Source organism: Paracoccus sp. TD-10 (genome assembly GCF_048270675.1).
In the GTDB taxonomy this organism is placed as follows: domain Bacteria; phylum Pseudomonadota; class Alphaproteobacteria; order Rhodobacterales; family Rhodobacteraceae; genus Paracoccus; species Paracoccus pantotrophus.
Genome location: NZ_CP182418.1, coordinates 13,780 through 29,293 on the forward strand (window position 1 = coordinate 13,780; position 15,514 = coordinate 29,293).

Annotated in this window: 16 protein-coding genes; 5 read left to right on the forward strand and 11 right to left on the reverse strand. The window is 69.8% G+C overall.

The window, feature by feature from the left end:
• Window positions 1–84 precede the first annotated feature (84 nt).
• Both ACNKFW_RS00045 and ACNKFW_RS00050 read left to right on the forward strand, forming a co-directional pair.
• Window positions 85–1,344 carry a UbiH/UbiF/VisC/COQ6 family ubiquinone biosynthesis hydroxylase gene (locus ACNKFW_RS00045; protein ID WP_418024404.1) on the forward strand — a complete coding sequence of 420 codons (1,260 nt, stop codon included), beginning with the start codon at window positions 85–87 and terminating at the stop codon, window positions 1,342–1,344.
• 89 nt (window positions 1,345–1,433) lie between these two features.
• Window positions 1,434–2,030: a LolA family protein gene (locus tag ACNKFW_RS00050; protein WP_024842686.1), complete on the forward strand. Its 597-nt coding sequence runs from the start codon at window positions 1,434–1,436 to the stop codon at window positions 2,028–2,030.
• A 13-nt stretch (window positions 2,031–2,043) separates the two neighbouring features.
• Here ACNKFW_RS00050 and ACNKFW_RS00055 read toward each other — a convergent pair whose 3' ends face one another.
• From ACNKFW_RS00055 to ACNKFW_RS00075, 5 genes are all read right to left on the reverse strand, one after another.
• Window positions 2,044–2,622: a lytic transglycosylase gene (locus tag ACNKFW_RS00055; RefSeq protein ID WP_024842687.1), complete on the reverse strand. Its 579-nt coding sequence runs from the start codon at window positions 2,620–2,622 to the stop codon at window positions 2,044–2,046.
• A gap of 74 nt (window positions 2,623–2,696) precedes the next feature.
• A complete protein-coding gene (gene modC, locus ACNKFW_RS00060; RefSeq protein ID WP_036747101.1) occupies window positions 2,697–3,752 on the reverse strand; it encodes a molybdenum ABC transporter ATP-binding protein in 1,056 nt (351 codons plus the stop codon).
• Complete coding sequence (gene modB, locus ACNKFW_RS00065; RefSeq protein WP_024842689.1) at window positions 3,752–4,468, reverse strand: molybdate ABC transporter permease subunit; 717 nt, start codon at window positions 4,466–4,468, stop codon at window positions 3,752–3,754. The genes modC and modB overlap by 1 nt, the downstream gene beginning before the upstream one ends.
• A complete protein-coding gene (modA, locus tag ACNKFW_RS00070; protein WP_024842690.1) occupies window positions 4,465–5,205 on the reverse strand; it encodes a molybdate ABC transporter substrate-binding protein in 741 nt (246 codons plus the stop codon). The genes modB and modA overlap by 4 nt, the downstream gene beginning before the upstream one ends.
• A 66-nt stretch (window positions 5,206–5,271) precedes the next feature.
• Window positions 5,272–5,628, reverse strand: a complete 357-nt coding sequence (locus ACNKFW_RS00075; protein WP_024842691.1) for a winged helix-turn-helix domain-containing protein — start codon at window positions 5,626–5,628, stop codon at window positions 5,272–5,274.
• A 106-nt stretch (window positions 5,629–5,734) separates the two neighbouring features.
• Between ACNKFW_RS00075 and ACNKFW_RS00080 the strand changes: the two genes are divergently transcribed.
• On the forward strand, window positions 5,735–6,916 hold the full coding sequence (locus tag ACNKFW_RS00080; RefSeq protein WP_151208817.1) for an acetyl-CoA C-acyltransferase family protein: 1,182 nt from the start codon (window positions 5,735–5,737) through the stop codon (window positions 6,914–6,916).
• A 402-nt stretch (window positions 6,917–7,318) separates the two neighbouring features.
• Here the strand turns inward: ACNKFW_RS00080 and ACNKFW_RS00085 are convergent, their stop codons facing one another.
• The 6 genes from ACNKFW_RS00085 to ACNKFW_RS00110 all read right to left on the reverse strand — a co-directional run bounded on the left by ACNKFW_RS00085 (window position 7,319) and on the right by ACNKFW_RS00110 (window position 12,996).
• Complete coding sequence (locus ACNKFW_RS00085) at window positions 7,319–7,933, reverse strand: VUT family protein (protein ID WP_147427384.1); 615 nt, start codon at window positions 7,931–7,933, stop codon at window positions 7,319–7,321.
• A gap of 99 nt (window positions 7,934–8,032) precedes the next feature.
• Window positions 8,033–9,166, reverse strand: coding sequence for a serine hydrolase domain-containing protein (locus ACNKFW_RS00090; protein ID WP_147427385.1), 1,134 nt, complete (start codon window positions 9,164–9,166; stop codon window positions 8,033–8,035).
• On the reverse strand, window positions 9,163–10,131 hold the full coding sequence (locus ACNKFW_RS00095) for an esterase-like activity of phytase family protein (RefSeq protein WP_147427386.1): 969 nt from the start codon (window positions 10,129–10,131) through the stop codon (window positions 9,163–9,165). Before ACNKFW_RS00095 ends, ACNKFW_RS00090 begins: the two co-directional genes overlap by 4 nt.
• Window positions 10,104–10,976: a penicillin-insensitive murein endopeptidase gene (gene mepA / locus ACNKFW_RS00100; RefSeq protein ID WP_024842696.1), complete on the reverse strand. Its 873-nt coding sequence runs from the start codon at window positions 10,974–10,976 to the stop codon at window positions 10,104–10,106. Before mepA ends, ACNKFW_RS00095 begins: the two co-directional genes overlap by 28 nt.
• A gap of 11 nt (window positions 10,977–10,987) precedes the next feature.
• The gene (locus ACNKFW_RS00105; RefSeq protein WP_147427387.1) at window positions 10,988–12,346 is read right to left on the reverse strand and encodes an MFS transporter; all 1,359 of its coding nucleotides are present in this window, start codon (window positions 12,344–12,346) and stop codon (window positions 10,988–10,990) included.
• 77 nt (window positions 12,347–12,423) lie between these two features.
• Window positions 12,424–12,996: an acyl-CoA thioesterase gene (locus ACNKFW_RS00110; protein ID WP_024842698.1), complete on the reverse strand. Its 573-nt coding sequence runs from the start codon at window positions 12,994–12,996 to the stop codon at window positions 12,424–12,426.
• Window positions 12,997–13,142: 146 nt separating this feature from the next.
• Between ACNKFW_RS00110 and ACNKFW_RS00115 the strand changes: the two genes are divergently transcribed.
• Window positions 13,143–13,436, forward strand: coding sequence for a YggT family protein (locus tag ACNKFW_RS00115; RefSeq protein WP_024842699.1), 294 nt, complete (start codon window positions 13,143–13,145; stop codon window positions 13,434–13,436).
• A complete protein-coding gene (gene recQ, locus ACNKFW_RS00120) occupies window positions 13,437–15,470 on the forward strand; it encodes a DNA helicase RecQ (protein ID WP_024842700.1) in 2,034 nt (677 codons plus the stop codon).
• Window positions 15,471–15,514 lie beyond the last annotated feature (44 nt).

Genomic DNA, 15,514 nt, shown 5'->3' on the forward strand with positions numbered 1-15,514 from the left:
ACCGACAATATCCAGATACCAAATAAGACACAGGCTATCCCGGCGCGGGCTGGCTCGCAATGCGCTTGGCGGCCGCCGTGACGCATGGACATTGCCCGGCCGAAGGTCATATTGCGTCCCATGAGGACCGATTTCGACATCCTGATTGCCGGCGGCGGGCTGAACGGCCCGGCCCTGGCCCTGGCCCTGGCCGATGCCGGCCTGTCGGTGGCGGTGGCCGATGCCCGCCCCGCCGATGCCCGCGCCGGCGACGCCTTCGACGGCCGCGCCTATGCGCTGGCGCTGGCCTCGCAACGGCTGCTGGCCGCGCTGGGGCTGTGGAACGACCTGGCCCCGAACGCGCAGGAGATCCGCAAGGTCGAGGCGACGCAGGGCGTGCCGGGCGAAGGCGCCGGCCCCTTCGGCCTGCATTTCGACGGCGCCGAGATCGAGGAAGGCCGGCTGGGCTATATGCTCGAGGACCGCTTCCTTTACCGCGCGCTGCTGGCCGCGATGCGGGGCCGGGTCACGCATCTGCCCGGCCTGTCCGTCACCGGGCAAGAGGCCGAGGGCGCAGGGATCCGCGCCAGCCTTTCGGACGGGCGCAGCATCAAGGCCCGGCTGCTGGTCGGCGCCGACGGGCGGCAATCGGGCGTGGCGGCGCGGGCCGGGATCCGGCGCATCGGCCATGACTACGGCCAGATCGCGCTGGTCGCGGCGGTCGATCACGAACTGCCGCACGAAGGCACCGCGCATCAGTATTTCATGCCGACCGGGCCGCTGGCGATCCTGCCGCTGCCGGGCAATCGCAGCTCGATCGTCTGGTCCGAGCCCGAGGCCCAGGCCCGCGCCATCATGGATCTGCCGGACGCGGAGTTCCTGGCGGTGCTGCGCCCGCGCTTCGGCGATTTCCTGGGCGAAATCCAACTGGCCGGGCCGCGCTTTTCCTATCCGCTGAACCTGACCCTGGCCGAACGCTACGTCGATGCGCGCGTGGCGCTGGTGGGCGATGCGGCGCATGGCGTGCATCCCATCGCCGGGCAGGGGTTGAACCTGGGCCTGCGCGACGTGGCCGCGCTGGCCGAGGTCGTCGTCGCCGCCCGCCGCCGCGGCGAGGATATCGGCGCCGAGCTGGTGCTGGCACGCTACCAGGACTGGCGCCGACCGGATGCGACGGCGCTGGCGCTTGGCATGGACGGGGTGAACGCGCTGTTTTTCAACGCCAATCCGCTGCTGCGCGCCGCGCGCGAAATCGGCATGGGTCTGGTCGATGCCATCCCGCCCCTGCGGCGCGGCTTCATGCGCCAGGCGGCGGGGCTGAGCCTTGAGCCGATGCCGCGCCTGCTGACCGGGCGGCGGCTTTAGGGAACGCTCACGCCGCCGTCAGCGTTGAAGCACCGCGCATCCAGCGAACGTGATGTGCAAGTCTTTGGAGGATCGGTATCATTCCGCCCATGAAACTGAAAACGCTCGCCCTTGCGCCCGTCCTGTGCCTGGCCATGGCCTTTCCCGCCCTGGCCGAGAAGATTCCGCTGAACGAGATCTCGCGCTATCTCAACAGCCTCAAGACCGCCAAGGCGGATTTCACCCAGGTGAATGCCGACGGCTCGATCTCGACCGGGGTGGTCTATATCCAGCGCCCGCAGCGGGTGCGCTTCGAATACAAGGGCGACCGCACGCTGGTCATGGCCTCGGCCGGCAACGTCGCCGTGTTCGACGGCAAGACGCGCGGCGCGCCGCAGCAATATCCGCTGTCCAAGACGCCGCTGTCGCTGATCCTGGCGCCGAACATCGACCTGAGCCGGGCGCGCATGGTCACCGGCTATGCCGAAAAGAAGAACACCACCGTGGTCACGGCGCAGGATCCCCAGCACCCGGAATACGGCAATATCCAGATGGTCTTTACCGCCAACCCGACCCAGCTGCGGCAATGGGTCGTGACCGACGACACCGGCAAGCGCACCACGGTGATCCTGGGCGACATGCAGACCGGGATGAGCTTTCCCGCCTCGACCTTCGCCATCCAGAACGAGATCGCCCGCCGCCAATAGGCGGGCGAAACGGTCAGCGGCAGGAGGCAAGCTGGCTGCGATAGACCTCGGCCCTGGCCTGGACCTTGCCCGCCACGCCCAGCAGCCAGGGCTTCGAATTGTGCGAACCCCTGGCAAAGCCCGAGCGGCCCTCGTGATAGGCCAGGTATTGCGAGGCGGCGTCCCATTTCGAGATGCCCAGCACCCGCGCCGAATCGTTCATGTACCAGCCCATGAAGTCGGTGGCGTCGCGGATATTGTCGCGCCGGGCACGGCGGTTGCCGGTCTGCTTGCGGTAATCGTCCCAGGTGCTGTCCAGCGCCTGGCTGTAGCCATAGGCCGAGCTTTGCCGGCCGATCGGAATGATGCCCAGCGCATATTGATGCGGCGTGCGGGCATTGCCGATGAATTTCGATTCCTGGTGGATCGTCGCCATCTGCACATGCACCGGCACGCCCCAGCGCCGCTCGGTCGCCTTCATCGCGCGCATGTAGGCGGGCCGCTCTGCCGCGATGGCGCAGGCGCTTTCCAGATTGCGCGGTGCCTTGTAGTTCCCGCCCCCTCCGCAAGAGGCCACCAGCCCGACGATGGCGAGCTTGAGAAACCTGTTCATACTGCCCTCATGTTTTTGCCGGCAGGATAAGCGGAATCCGGGACAGGGCGCAAATGACAAAGGCTCGACCCGGCCTAGCTGGGCAGGACCGAGACCGATTTCACGATGGCGTGGCAGGCGGTTCCCGGCTGCAATTCCAGCGCCTTGACCGAGCGCGGCGTGACCTGCGCAAGCATCCGCTCATGCTGCGCGCCCTGCCCCAGCGCCAGCTGCACCAGCCCGCCCTCGATGCGCGTCACCGCGACCGGCAGCACGTTCAGCGCCGACAGGCCCCGCGGCGCCTCGCGCGCCAGGATCACCTCATGCGCCAGGATGCGCAGCCGCAGCGCCCGCCCCGGCGCCAGGTCCATGCCGGGCAACAGCATCGGCCCGCCGGCGGTGGCCACACGGGTCATGCCGTCGGGTTCGCGCGCCTCGACCGTGGCGCGGATCAGCGCCCCCGCCTCGCGCGCGCCCAGCTGCGGGGCCAGTTCGGGATCGGCCAGGATCGCGGCCAGCGGGCCGGAATGGACCACCCGCCCCTGCCGCATCAGCACCACCGTGGTCGCCAGCCGCAGCACCTCGGGCACCGAATGGCTGACATAAAGGATCGGCAGCCGGATCTCGTCGCGCAGGCGCTCCAGCCAGGGCATGATCTCGGCCTTGCGCGCCTCGTCCAGCGCCGCCAGCGGCTCGTCCATCACCAAGAGCGCCGGGTCAGACAGAAGCGCGCGCCCGATGGCCACGCGCTGGCGCTCGCCCCCCGACAGCGTGCCGGGGCGGCGGTGCAGCAAGGGCTCCAGCGCCAGCATCCCGGTGATGCGGTCGAAATCGCGCGCCGCCCCGCGCCGCCAACGCGAAGGATAGCGCAGGTTCGCCGCCACCGTCATATGCGGAAACAGCCGCGCGTCCTGGAACACGCAGCCGATGCGCCGGGCCTGCGGCGCAAGGTTCGTGGCGCCGTCGAACAGCACCTGCCCGTCCAGCGCGATGCGGCCCTGTTCGGGGCGCATCAGCCCGGCGATGGCGTTGATCGTGGTGCTTTTGCCGCAGCCCGAGGGGCCGAACAGCGCCGTCACCCCGCCGGGCGCCTGAAAGGCCACGTCCAGCGCCAGCCCCCGGAAATTGTGGCGAAAGGCGACCTCCAGCATCACGCCCGCCCCTCGGCGCGCCCGTTCATGCGCGCGGCCATGCGCCAGGCCAGCCATTCCGAGACCAGCACCGCCGCCATGGCGATCACCACCGAGACCAGCACCAGCCGCAGCGCCGCCGCCTCGCCCGAGGGCACCTGCAACAGCGCATAGATGGCCGAGGGCAGGGTCTGGGTCTGGCCCGGAATGTTCGAGACGAAGGTGATGGTGGCGCCGAACTCGCCCATTGCCTTGGCAAAGCCCAGCGTGGCCCCGGCCAGGATCGCGGGCAGGATCAAGGGCAGCGTCACGGTCAGGAAGATCCAGGCCCGCGGCGCGCCCAATGTGGCGGCAGCCTGTTCCAACCTGGGGTCCACCGCCTCGAAGCCCAGGCGTATGGCGCGCACCATCAGCGGAAAGCTCATGATGCCGCAGGCCAGCGCCGCGCCGGTCCAGCGAAAGGCGAAGACGATGCCCAGCGGTTTCAGCAGGCTGCCCACCGGCCCCTGGGTGCCGAAGGTGATCAGCAGCAGGTAGCCGGTGACGACCGGCGGCAGGATCAGCGGCAGATGCACGATGCCGCTCAGCAGCCCATGCCCCGGAAAGCGCCGCCGGGCCAGCAGCCAGGCCACGGCGACGGCCGGCGGCAGGCCGGCCAGCGTGGCGACGGCGGCGACCCGCAGGGACAGCCGCACGGCCTGCCATTCCTGGGGGCCAAGCCAATCGGTCGGGATCATTGCGTGACGGTAAAGCCTTGCGATTCAAAGACCGATCTTGCCGGCTCCTGCGACAGGCTGTCAAGGAAGGCGGCGGCCTGCGGCGTATCGGCGGCCCTGGTCACGGCGGCGGGATAGGTGATCTGCTCGTGGCTGTCGGCCGGGAAGGTCGCCACCACGCCCACGCCCGGCTCGGCCACGGCGTCGCTGCCATAGACGATGCCCAGCGGCGCCTCGCCCGTGGCGACCAGCTTCAGCGCGGCGCGGACGTTGTCGGCCTGCGCGACCTGGCCCTCGACCTGCTCCCACAGGCCCAGCGCGGTCAGCGCCGCCTTGCCGTATTGCCCGGCAGGGACGGAATCGACCATCGCCATGGCCAGCTTGCCGTCGCCCAGCAGGCCGGGCAATTCGGTCACGGCCGCCTCGGCCGGCTTGCCGGTACCGACCAGCACCAGCGTATTGCCCAGCAGGTCGCGGCGCGTCGCCGGGTCGATGTCGCCCGAATCCTGCACCGCATCCATCCACGCGGTCGAGGCCGAGATGAACAGGTCGGCCGGCGCGCCCTCCTGGATCTGCTTGGCAAGCTGCGAACTGCCGGCATAGGAGATCACCACCGTATCGCCATGGCTGGCTTGCCAGTCGGCGGCGATCTCGTCCAGCGCGTCCTTGAGGCTGGCGGCGGCGAAGATGGTGATCTCGTCGGCCTGGGCTGCGGGGGCAAGCGCGATCAGGGCGGCGGCAAGGAAAGACAGGCGCATCGGGCTGGTCCATTCGTTGTGTCTGGACGGACATAACCAACCCTTGCCCGCGCTGGCAACCGTTATTTACGCCGGTGCAGATCGCTGCCCCGCGCGCAGCCGCCCCAAAGCCCCGGCGCCCTGGTCGCGCAGCAGCGCCTCCAGCGCGCGGTAATCGGCCAGCACCTGCCGGCCACGCGCGGTCAGCTGGGCGCCGCCGCCATGGGCGCCGCCGCGGCTGCTGTCCACCAGGGGTGCGGCAAAATGCGCATTCATTTCCTCGACCAGCGACCAGGCGCGGCGATAGCTCATGCCCATGCGCCGCCCGGCGGCCGAGATCGAGCCCTCGTCGTCGATGGCTTGCAGCAGGTCGGCCTTGCCGCGGCCAAAGGTCAGGCCGGATTCGAAATGCAGGCGCAGGCTGATGCGGGGATCCTCGGTCATGGCCATATTCTGCCGTCTTTCCGCAAGGTCGCAAGGGGGCGGGTCTTTTCGATGGGCTATCGCGGCTCTAGCAATAACATCATGCCAACGGCAATCGGGGGAAATCATGTCCGAGAATGAAATCGTCATCCTGTCCGGGGCGCGCACGGCCATCGGCACCTTCGGCGGCAGCCTGGCCGGCGTGCCGCCGATCCAGCTGGCTGCGACCGCGACCCGCGCCGCGATCGAGCGCGCCGGCATCGGCCCCGAGCGCATCGGCACCGTGGTCTTCGGCCATGTCCTGAACACCGAGCCGCGCGACATGTATCTGTCGCGCGTGGCGATGCTGGAAGCCGGGGTGCCCGACACCACCCCGGCGATGAACGTGAACCGGCTCTGCGGCTCGGGGGCGCAGGCCATCGTCTCGACCGCACAGGCGCTGATGCTGGGCGATGCGGATTTCGCCGTGGCGGGCGGCGCGGAATCGATGAGCCGCGCGCCCTATGCCGTGCCCGCGGCGCGGTTCGGTGCCAAGATGGGCGACGTGCAGATGCTCGACATGATGGTCGGCGCGCTGACCTGCCCGATGGGCACCGGCCATATGGGGGTGACGGCGGAAAATGTCGCGCGCGAACATGACATCTCGCGCCAGGCGCAGGACGAATTCGCCCTGGAAAGCCAGAAACGCGCCGCCGCCGCCATCGCCGAGGGCCGCTTCAGGGAGCAGATCGTCCCGGTCGAGATCAAGACCCGCAAGGGCGTGGTCGCCTTCGACACGGACGAGCATCCGAAGGCGACCGATGCCGGGAAACTGGCCGGGCTGAAGCCGGTGTTCCAGAAGGACGGCACGGTGACGGCAGGCAATGCCTCGGGGATCAACGACGGTGCGGCGGCGCTGGTGCTGGCACGGGCCGATGCGGCGCAGGCGGCGGGCGCCAGGCCGTTGTTCCGCATCCTTGGCCATGCCGTCGCCGGCGTGCGCCCCGAGGTGATGGGCATCGGCCCGGTCCCGGCGGTCGAGGCACTGCTGAAGCGCACCGGCCTGACGGCCGGCGATTTCGACGTGATCGAATCGAACGAGGCTTTTGCCGCGCAGGCGCTGGCAGTGAACAAGGGGCTGGGCCTCGACCCCGCCAGGGTGAACCCGAACGGCGGCGCCATCGCGCTCGGCCACCCGGTCGGCGCGACCGGCGCCCTCATCACCGTGAAGGCAATGTATGAGCTGATGCGCACCGGCGGCAGCAAGGGCCTCATCACCATGTGCATCGGCGGCGGCCAGGGCATCGCGCTGGCCATCGAGCGGATCTGAGCCTGCTGCAACCACCCGGCCCCCAACCGGGGTCGGGTCTTCGGCTGCGCTGCCGCATGGGTATTTGGGGAACGAAGAAGCGCAGGCCCGGCTTCTTCGTTCCATAAATACCCGAACCGCCTTTCACGCTTCGCCACGCATGCCCTGTACGCACGAATGCCGAAGCAGCAGAAAATGGAACGGGCCGCCCCCCTGGAGAACGGCCCGCGAGATCCACGGAGATGGTCCGGTTAGGGTTGGTGCCCACCGTCCCAGTCAGGGTTTACGACCCTTGGGGCTGCCCTCAGGCCACGACCCCCCTGACTGTCCCGACACCTCTCTCCAATATCACTCTCGACACTGGACCACCTCCTTTCAATAAGTTGCCTTATGGGGTCCAGCCTGCCACAGAACCCTTGACAGTCAATGAATTTGCGCGCGGCGCTGGATCAAATTTCCGACGACGATGCGGAAGGGCACGAGCGCCAGCACTGCCTGCGCAAGCTTCACCGAGCAGTCGGCGACTGCCAGCGAAACCCATAGTGGCTGGACGGGGCCCTGGCCCAGCAGCGGAACCAGCTCATTTGCCCAGGAAACATCGTCCGCCGGGAAGATTGGCGTCAGCTGTGCGGCAAAGGCGATGCTGAAGAAAACGGCAGTGTCGAGGATCGAGCCGGCGACGCTGGCCGCCAGGGGTGGTAGCCACCAGTTGTATTTTCGCAACTGGTTGAAGACCGAGATGTCCATCAGCTGCGCCGAAAGGAAGGCCGCGCCCGAGGCTATGGCGATGCGCAGCGTGGTCTTGTCCAGCCCCGCGGCCACGACCGAGCAGAGCACGCCGGTCACGAAGCCGGCATAAACCACCTTGCGCGCGGCGGCCGGTCCATAGACCCGGTTCATGATGTCGGTCACCAGGAAGGCGACCGGATAGGTCAGCGCCCCCCAGGTCAGCCAGGCGCCCAGCAGGTGCTGGACCAGGATGTTCGAGGCCACCACGACGGCGGCCATGGCGATGACGCCGGGAAGGATGCGGGACATGTCTGGTTTTCCGTTTTGGCAAGGTCGCGGAGACTCGGCCCCGTCGGGGCAAGGCCGCATAAGGCCGTCTGCAGATTCTGTCAACGGCCTTGCGCGGGCTTATTGCGCGGCCGCGGCGGCGATTTCCACCGCAAAGGCACCGTTCATCCCCTCGACCGCGGTATTGGTCAGCGCGACCAGGCTGCGGCCGCGCGCGGGATCGACGATCCAGCTGTGGCCGTAGATGCCGCCCCAGCCGAGGCAGCCTTGCGGCAAGCCGATGCCGGCCGCATCCGCGTCGGTGACGACCGCGCCCGCCCAGGCATGGCCCCAGCCGGCACCGCGCAGCGGATGGCGCTGGCGGATGCGGTTGCGGCGGACCTCGGCGCGCAGGTTCTCGGCCAGGAAAGGGCCGTCGCGCAGGGTTTCCAGCAGCGCCAGCGCCGCCTCGGCCGTCCCTGCCATGCCGCCGCCGCCCGAGGGAAAGGCCGAGGGGTCGCGGATGCGCTCGGGCAGGTAGGCATAGCTTTGCTCAGGTTGCAGCCGATTGCGGACACGGGTCGGGCCGCGCATCCGTTGCGGCTCGGGGCGGGCATCGGCGTAATTCGCGGCCAGGTCCACGGCGTCCGGGGCCTGGAAGCCGGCCTCGATGCCCAAGGGGTCCGTCACCAGCCGGGCCATGGCCTCGGGCAGCGGCATGTCGGCTGCGGCCTCGATCACCGCGCCCAGCACATCGGTCGCCACCGAATAACGCCAGCGCGTGCCCGGCGGCCGGTCCAGCGGCACCGAGGCGATGCGGCGCAGGTTCTCGGCCAGCGAGATGCCGCTGTCGCCGATCCCGTCCGAGACCCCGGCGCGGGCATAGGGGCCGTCCGGCGGCTGGTTGAAGCCGTAGTCCAGCCCCGCCAGATGCGACATCAGCTGGTCCACGGTGATCGCGGGGCGGCTGCCGTCGGGCAGCGCCGGAGCAAAATCCGGCAGCCAGCGCGTCACCGGATCCTCGGGAGACAGCCGCCCCGCCTGGATCAGCCGCAGCGCCGCGACCGTGGTGAAGGGCTTCGAGACCGAGGCATAGCGCAGCCAGGTCGCCTGCCGCATCGGCCGGTCGGCCTCGCGGTCGGCCAGGCCCGCGGCGCGGGCATGGACCAGCCGGCCATCCTCGGCCAGCAGCACCACGCAGCCGACGATCCGCCGCTCGGCCAGCGCGCTTTCGACCGCGCGGTCCAGCGCGGCGATGCAGGCCGCAGGGCTCATTCCGCCACCCGGTATTCGACCAATTCGGTGCGTTGCAGCCAGCCGAAATTGTCGTCCGAGATCAGGGTGATGCGGATGCCCTGCCCGTCATGCCAGACCGAGATGCCCTCCAGGTTGTCATATTGCAGCGGCCGCGATTCCAGCAGCACCCGCTCGTTCGAGACGCCGCTTTCCGACAGGTCGAAGCGCCTGACGCGGGTGCGAAAGCCCAGGAGGCCCTTGAAGTCGCGTTCCAGCAGGTAGAAGCGCCCGTCCGGGCCGATATCGGCGCCCACCGCCAGCCAGTCGCCCGAGCGCGGGATCGCGAAGGGCTGGTCCCAGGCGCCGTTCCGCCAGCGCCAGACCGGAAAGGGCCGGGTCAGGGAACCCGACCGCTCGGGCAGGGTCAGGAGCGTGCCGTCGGGCAGGACCGCCAGCGCCTCCAGCGAGGAATTGCGCTGCATCGCCTTGAACTCGGGCGGCCGGGGCAGGGGCTGGGCCGGGCTGTCGGGCGTGTCGTGGCGGGCGACGCGGGTCAGCCCCTCGAAGCTGATCCAGATCGTGCCGTCGGGGGCGATGGCCAGCCCCTCGCTGTCGCCCTGCCAGCCGGGCTTCAGCGGCTTGCCGGCGCTGTCGCGCAGCTGGGCGCGGCCGGCCAGTTCCAGCCCGCGGATGCGGCCCTGCGCGTCGCGCTGGACGCTGCCCCAGCGGATCGTGGCGCGGTCGGACAGCACGGTGAAGCGGCTGCCGTCGGCGCTGATCTCGATGCCCGAGAAGCCGCCGAAGCTTTCGTCCTCCATCCGCCAGACATAGGTCGCGACATATTCCACCTTCGGCATGGGCGAAGGCGAGGGATCGGCCGCGCAGGCCGATGAGGCCGAGACAAGCAGCAGCGCCAGCGCAAGGCCCGGCAGGCGGCGGGGCCGCCCTGCCGCGCCACCGGCCGTGCCGCCGCGCCTTAGCGGGCGGTGGCGACGACCTGGCATTGACGGGGCATCTCGCTCAGCCGGAAGCTGCGGGGGTGGCGATAGTTGGGATCGGGCGGCACCGGCTTGACCCGGCTGGGGTCGATGCGGTTCTTGATCCATTCCGCCGCCTCGGCGCAGCCGTCGCCGGGCGGCGGCGCGTCCTGCTGCTGGCAGACCGAGCCCGCCGGGCAGGCCAGGCGGACGTGGAAGTGATAGTCGTGGCCGCCCAGCGGCCGGATCTTGCGCAGATAGCTGCGGTCGCCGGTCTCGGCCTGGCACATCGCCAGCTTGGCGACGGGATCGACGAAGATGCGCTCGACCCGCGGGTCGCGGGCGGCGGCGCGCATGATCGCCATGTGCCCGCCGCTCCACAGGCCCGAGGGCGCGGTGCCGGCCTTGTTCACCACCGATTGCGACGAGATCTTCTCGCGTTGCGCGGCAGTCAGGCGCAGGCTTTGCGGCGGCAGCATCCAGATGTCGGCATCGAGCCCCGACTGGTGGCTGGCATGGCCCGAGGTCATCGGCCCGCCGCGCGGCTGGCCCATGTCGCCGATGTACAGCCCCTGCCAGCCGACCTGGCGCGCCGCCTGCGACAGGCCGATCAGGAAGCTGACCAGCTCGGGATGACCCCAGTTGCGATTCCGCGACAGGCGCATCGCCTGCCAGGTCGGGCCGGATTCGGGCAATTGCATGGCGCCCGAGACGCAGCCCTTGGAATAGAACCCGATCGAGACCGGGGCGCCCCCGGTCGGGCCGGGGACGGCACCGAAGACGCTGCGGGCCAGCGGGTCGGCCGTTGCCGGTTGCGCCATGCCGAGCCCGGTCAGCGCCAGCACGGCGGCGGTCAGGAATTTGCGGATCACTGCTTTGCCGATCACTGCGCGCCCTCTCCTTTTGCTTTGACCCAAACTAGCAGAACCAGCGCCAGAAGGAACATCACGATGAGCGGAGAGATGCCGAGCCGTTGGCTTCCGGTCACATCCGTCACCGTGGCGATCAGCAGGGGGGCCAGGAAAGCCGTCGCCTTGCCCGACAGCGCGTAAAGCCCGAAAGCCTCGGTGGCCCGTTCCGGCGTGGTGTGGCGCACCATCATCGTGCGGCTGGCCGATTGCAGCGCGCCCCCCGCGCCGCCGATCAGCGCGCCGCAGAGGAAGAACAGCGCATCGGGCAGGCGCGAGCCCTCGGCCAGCGCCAGGCCCAGCACCTGCTGGCGGCTCATGCCGGTCAGCAGGATGCAGACCGCGATCAGGACCAGCGTGCAGGCGACAATCACCGGCTTGGGCCCCCAGCGCCGGTCGGCGCGGCCGCCGATCCAGCTGATCACGGCGGCCGAGACGGCGCTGACCACGCCAAAGACCCCGGCCAGGAACACCGGCCAGCCCAGCACCGTGCCGGCATAGACCCCGCCGAAGGCGTAAAGCGCGTTCAGCGCATCGCGCGAGAACATGGACGAGGCCAGCCAGGCCGCCAGCGAATGCCGGTGCCGCAGGCTGGCAAGCAGCCGGCCCAGTTCAGCCATGGCCGCGCCCAGGCGCAGGGGGCGGCGCGGCCCCGGCGCCTCGGGCACCCAAAGCGCGAAGGGGATCATGAAGACCAGATACCACAGCGCCGTGAACGGCCCCACCGCCCGCGTGCCCTCGCGCAGTGCCGGGTCAAGGCCCAGCACCGGCGGGATGCCCAGCATGGTGCGGCCGGTCTGCGCGTTCTCGGCCAGAAGCAGCAGCACCGCGGCCAGCGCGATGACGCCGCCCAGATAGCCGAAGGCGAAGCCCGAGCCCGAGATGCGGCCGATCTCGTCATGCGGCGCCAGCCCGGGCAGCAGGGCATTGGTGAAGATGGTGGCGAATTCCATGCCGATCAGCCCGATGCCGAAGCTGACGATGGCCAGATGCAGGTTCGGCTGGCCGGGCATCAGGAACCACAGCCCCCAGGCGCCCGCCATGTAGAAGGCGGAAAAGATCCAGACCCAGACCAGCCGCCGCCCGGTATTGTCGGCGATGGCGCCCAGCACCGGGGCCAGAACCGCGATGATGACGCCGCAGATGCCCAGGCCATAGCCCCAGAGCGACTGCGCCGCCGCCCCCGCCGCCTCGGGCGTCATGCCCTGCGCGACATAGTGCCGGCGGGCGATCTCGGCGTAATAGACCGGGAAGATGAAGGTCATCAGCAGCGTCGCAAAGGGCTGGCTGGCCCAGTCGAAGAACCACCAGCCCCAGATGCGTCTGCGTTCCATGATGGTTCCCCGCCCTTGGGGTGCGCTGAAGCGCACCCTGTGTTCCGCCTTTCGGGGCGCATAAGGCCCCAGCGCGGTCAGGCTGGCAAGTCGGCATTCCGGTCGGCGGGGGCAATCGGCGGCAGCACCGGCGGCCAGGGCCGCTGGGCATCCGCCGCGATCCAGGCCTGCACCCAGCCCGGCAGGTCCGGGCTGACCGGATCGCGCCCCGCCGCCTGCATCAGCCGCGCCGGCGCCACGATGCCCTGGTCCGAGGTGATGGCGCCGCGCAGCAGCATGTGGTTGCAGCACTCACCCCGCCGCCACATGCTTTGCTCCATGTAAAGGAAGCGTTCGTCCCAGCCCAGCGTGCGCGAGATCATGGTGAAACGCTGGAACCCCTTGATTCGCCGCCGATAGCGCACCGTGTTTCCGGCCACGGTGATGCCCCAGCCGTTTTCCCGCATCGTGCCGATGATGCCGGTGCGCACCGCCATGGGCAGCCGCCCCAGGTCGTAAAGCGTCAGGGTGCGGCCGTTGTTCAGCTCGATCCAGGGGTCCAGATCCCAGGGCCAGCAGCGATGGGTCGAGACATGCGCGTCCAGCACTCCGATCCGGGCGCTTTTGCGGAACTTCAGCATCTCCTTGGCAAAGCGGAGCATGGGATACATCGGCGACCTCTTCTGCCTGGCGGACGGCTGCGGGGCTAGCCGCGGCACCGGGACGCGTCAATCGGAACGCTGCGGCGGCGATGCTGCGCCTTGCGCAATGCGGATGCCTGCCTTACCTGTCCGGGGAACAGCCGGAAGGGGATGGAATGGGCACGCTCTACGAAGCCTTGATGCTGATACTCGACGTGGTCTGGTTCGTGATGATCGCCCATATCATCATGTCATGGCTGATCAACTTCCAGGTGCTGAACCTGCGCCAGCCGCTGATCTGGCAGGTCTGGAACGGGCTCAACCGCCTGCTGGAGCCGATCTACGGCCCCGTCCGCTCGATCCTGCCGAATACGGGCGGGCTGGACCTGGCGCCGCTGGTGGTCTTCATCGGCATCATCATCCTGCAGCGCGCGCTCGCCAATAACGCGGCCTGGTTCTACGGCTTCTAGATGTCGGCCGCGCCCCTTCTGCGGCAGGTCTTCGGCTTCGACGCCTTCCGGCCGGGGCAGGAAGAGATCGTCGATGCCGTCGCTGCCGGCCGCGACGTGCTGGCGATCATGCCGACCGGCGGGGGCAAGTCGCTGTGCTACCAGCTGCCGGCGCTGATGCGGGACGGGCTGACGGTGGTGATCTCGCCGCTGATCGCCCTGATGCGCGACCAGGTCCGGGCGCTGACCGAGGCGGGCGTCGCCGCCGCCGCCCTGACCAGCGGCAATTCGGACGAGGAAAACACCGAGGTTCTGCGGGCCCTCAATGCCCGCGAATTGCGGCTTTTGTATATGGCGCCCGAACGGCTGGCCTCGGGCGCGACCATTCCCATGCTGCGCCGCGCCGGCGTGCAGGCCATCGCCGTGGACGAGGCGCATTGCGTCAGCCAATGGGGCCATGATTTCCGCCCCGACTACCTGCGCGTGGGCGAATTGCGCCGGGCGCTGTCGGTGCCGCTGGCCGCCTTTACCGCCACCGCCGATGCCGAAACGCGCGAGGAAATCGTCAAGCGCCTGTTCGACGGCGCGCAGCCGCAGATCTTCCTGCGTGGCTTCGACCGGCCGAACATCCACCTGGCCTTCCAGCCCAAGGACGGGCCGCGCCGGCAGATCCTCGACTTCGCCGCCGCGCGCCGCGGCCAGTCGGGCATCGTCTATTGCGGCACCCGCGCCAAGACCGAGACGCTGGCCGGCGCGCTGAACGAGGCCGGCCTTGCCGCCGTCGCCTATCACGGCGGCATGGAGCCCGACCTGCGCCGCGAGGTCGAGGCGCGCTTCCAGCGCGAGGACGGGCTGATCGTGGTCGCGACCGTGGCCTTCGGCATGGGCATCGACAAGCCGGACATCCGCTGGGTCGCCCATGCCGACCTGCCGAAATCCATCGAGGCCTATTACCAGGAAATCGGCCGCGGCGGGCGCGACGGCGCCCCGGCCGAGACGCTGACGCTTTACGGTCCCGACGACATCCGCCTGCGCCGCGGCCAGATCGACGAGGGGCTGGCCCCGCCCGAGCGCAAGGCCGCCGACCATGCCCGGCTGAACGCGCTGCTGGGCCTGGCCGAGGCCACCGCCTGCCGCCGCGTCGCCCTGCTGGGCTATTTCGGCGAAAAGGCCGCGCCCTGCGGCAATTGCGACATCTGCGACAACCCGCCCGAATGCTTCGACGCGACCGAGGCGGCGCAGAAGGTGCTGTCGGCGGTGCTGCGCACCGGCCAGACCTATGGCGCCGGCCATGTCATCGACGTGCTGACCGGCACCATGACCGACCGCATCCGCCAACGCGGCCATGACCGGCTGCCGACCTTCGGCTGCGGCCGCGACCTGTCCAAGGCGCAATGGCAGGCGGTGATCCGGCAGATGCTGGGCCGCGACCTGATCCGCCCCGACCCGGAACGCCATGGCGGCCTGGCCATCACCGCCGCCGCCCATCCGGTGCTGCGCGGCGAGGAGCGGATCACCCTGCGCCGCGATGCCATGACCCGCGCCCGCCCCGCCGTGGTGGTGCGCACACAGGTCGACGAGGAGGACGCGCCGCTGCTTTCCGCGCTCAAGGCCAAGCGCCGCGCACTGGCCGAGGCGGCGCGGGTGCCGGCCTATGTCATCTTTCCCGACCGCACCCTGATCGAGATGGCGCAAAGCCGCCCGCAAACGCTGGACGAGATGGCCCGCGTGAACGGCGTCGGCGCCAAGAAGCTGGAAAGCTACGGCGAGGAATTCCTGCGCGTCATCGCCGGCGAGGTGGCGCCGATGCATCCGGCGCGCCGGGCGCTGGCCGGCCGGGCCTCGGCCGATCTGTTCGACCGGCTGGCCGAGGCGCAGGCCCGGCTGATGCGCGGCGAGGACGGCACGGAAAAGCCGCTCTCGGTCGGCAATTCCGCCCTGCGCCGCATCGCCGAGGAGCGGCCGCGCGACCTGTCGCGCTATCTGGACGCGGCGCGGCTGGAGCGTTTCGGCCCCGCCTTCGCAGCCGAGATCGCCGCCGGCCCCGAGGGCTGAGCGGGGCGCAAGTCCGCAAGCGATGCCACCGGCGGCACGGCGGG

Excerpts from the sequence above, each read along its gene's own strand:
- ACNKFW_RS00055 (WP_024842687.1), bottom strand. The coding sequence starts at position 2,622 with ATGAACAGGTTTCTCAAGCTCGCCATCGTCGGGCTGGTGGCCTCTTGC.
- modA (WP_024842690.1), bottom strand. The coding sequence starts at position 5,205 with ATGCGCCTGTCTTTCCTTGCCGCCGCCCTGATCGCGCTTGCCCCCGCA.
- ACNKFW_RS00050 (WP_024842686.1), top strand. The coding sequence starts at position 1,434 with ATGAAACTGAAAACGCTCGCCCTTGCGCCCGTCCTGTGCCTGGCCATG.
- ACNKFW_RS00115 (WP_024842699.1), top strand. The coding sequence starts at position 13,143 with ATGGGCACGCTCTACGAAGCCTTGATGCTGATACTCGACGTGGTCTGG.
- ACNKFW_RS00105 (WP_147427387.1), bottom strand. The coding sequence starts at position 12,346 with ATGGAACGCAGACGCATCTGGGGCTGGTGGTTCTTCGACTGGGCCAGC.
- ACNKFW_RS00110 (WP_024842698.1), bottom strand. The coding sequence starts at position 12,996 with ATGTATCCCATGCTCCGCTTTGCCAAGGAGATGCTGAAGTTCCGCAAA.
- recQ (WP_024842700.1), top strand. The coding sequence starts at position 13,437 with ATGTCGGCCGCGCCCCTTCTGCGGCAGGTCTTCGGCTTCGACGCCTTC.
- ACNKFW_RS00090 (WP_147427385.1), bottom strand. The coding sequence starts at position 9,166 with ATGAGCCCTGCGGCCTGCATCGCCGCGCTGGACCGCGCGGTCGAAAGC.
- ACNKFW_RS00095 (WP_147427386.1), bottom strand. The coding sequence starts at position 10,131 with ATGCCAGGTCGTCGCCACCGCCCGCTAAGGCGCGGCGGCACGGCCGGT.
- ACNKFW_RS00045 (WP_418024404.1), top strand. The coding sequence starts at position 85 with ATGGACATTGCCCGGCCGAAGGTCATATTGCGTCCCATGAGGACCGAT.
- ACNKFW_RS00080 (WP_151208817.1), top strand. The coding sequence starts at position 5,735 with ATGTCCGAGAATGAAATCGTCATCCTGTCCGGGGCGCGCACGGCCATC.
- ACNKFW_RS00075 (WP_024842691.1), bottom strand. The coding sequence starts at position 5,628 with ATGACCGAGGATCCCCGCATCAGCCTGCGCCTGCATTTCGAATCCGGC.
- ACNKFW_RS00085 (WP_147427384.1), bottom strand. The coding sequence starts at position 7,933 with ATGTCCCGCATCCTTCCCGGCGTCATCGCCATGGCCGCCGTCGTGGTG.
- modB (WP_024842689.1), bottom strand. The coding sequence starts at position 4,468 with ATGATCCCGACCGATTGGCTTGGCCCCCAGGAATGGCAGGCCGTGCGG.
- modC (WP_036747101.1), bottom strand. The coding sequence starts at position 3,752 with ATGCTGGAGGTCGCCTTTCGCCACAATTTCCGGGGGCTGGCGCTGGAC.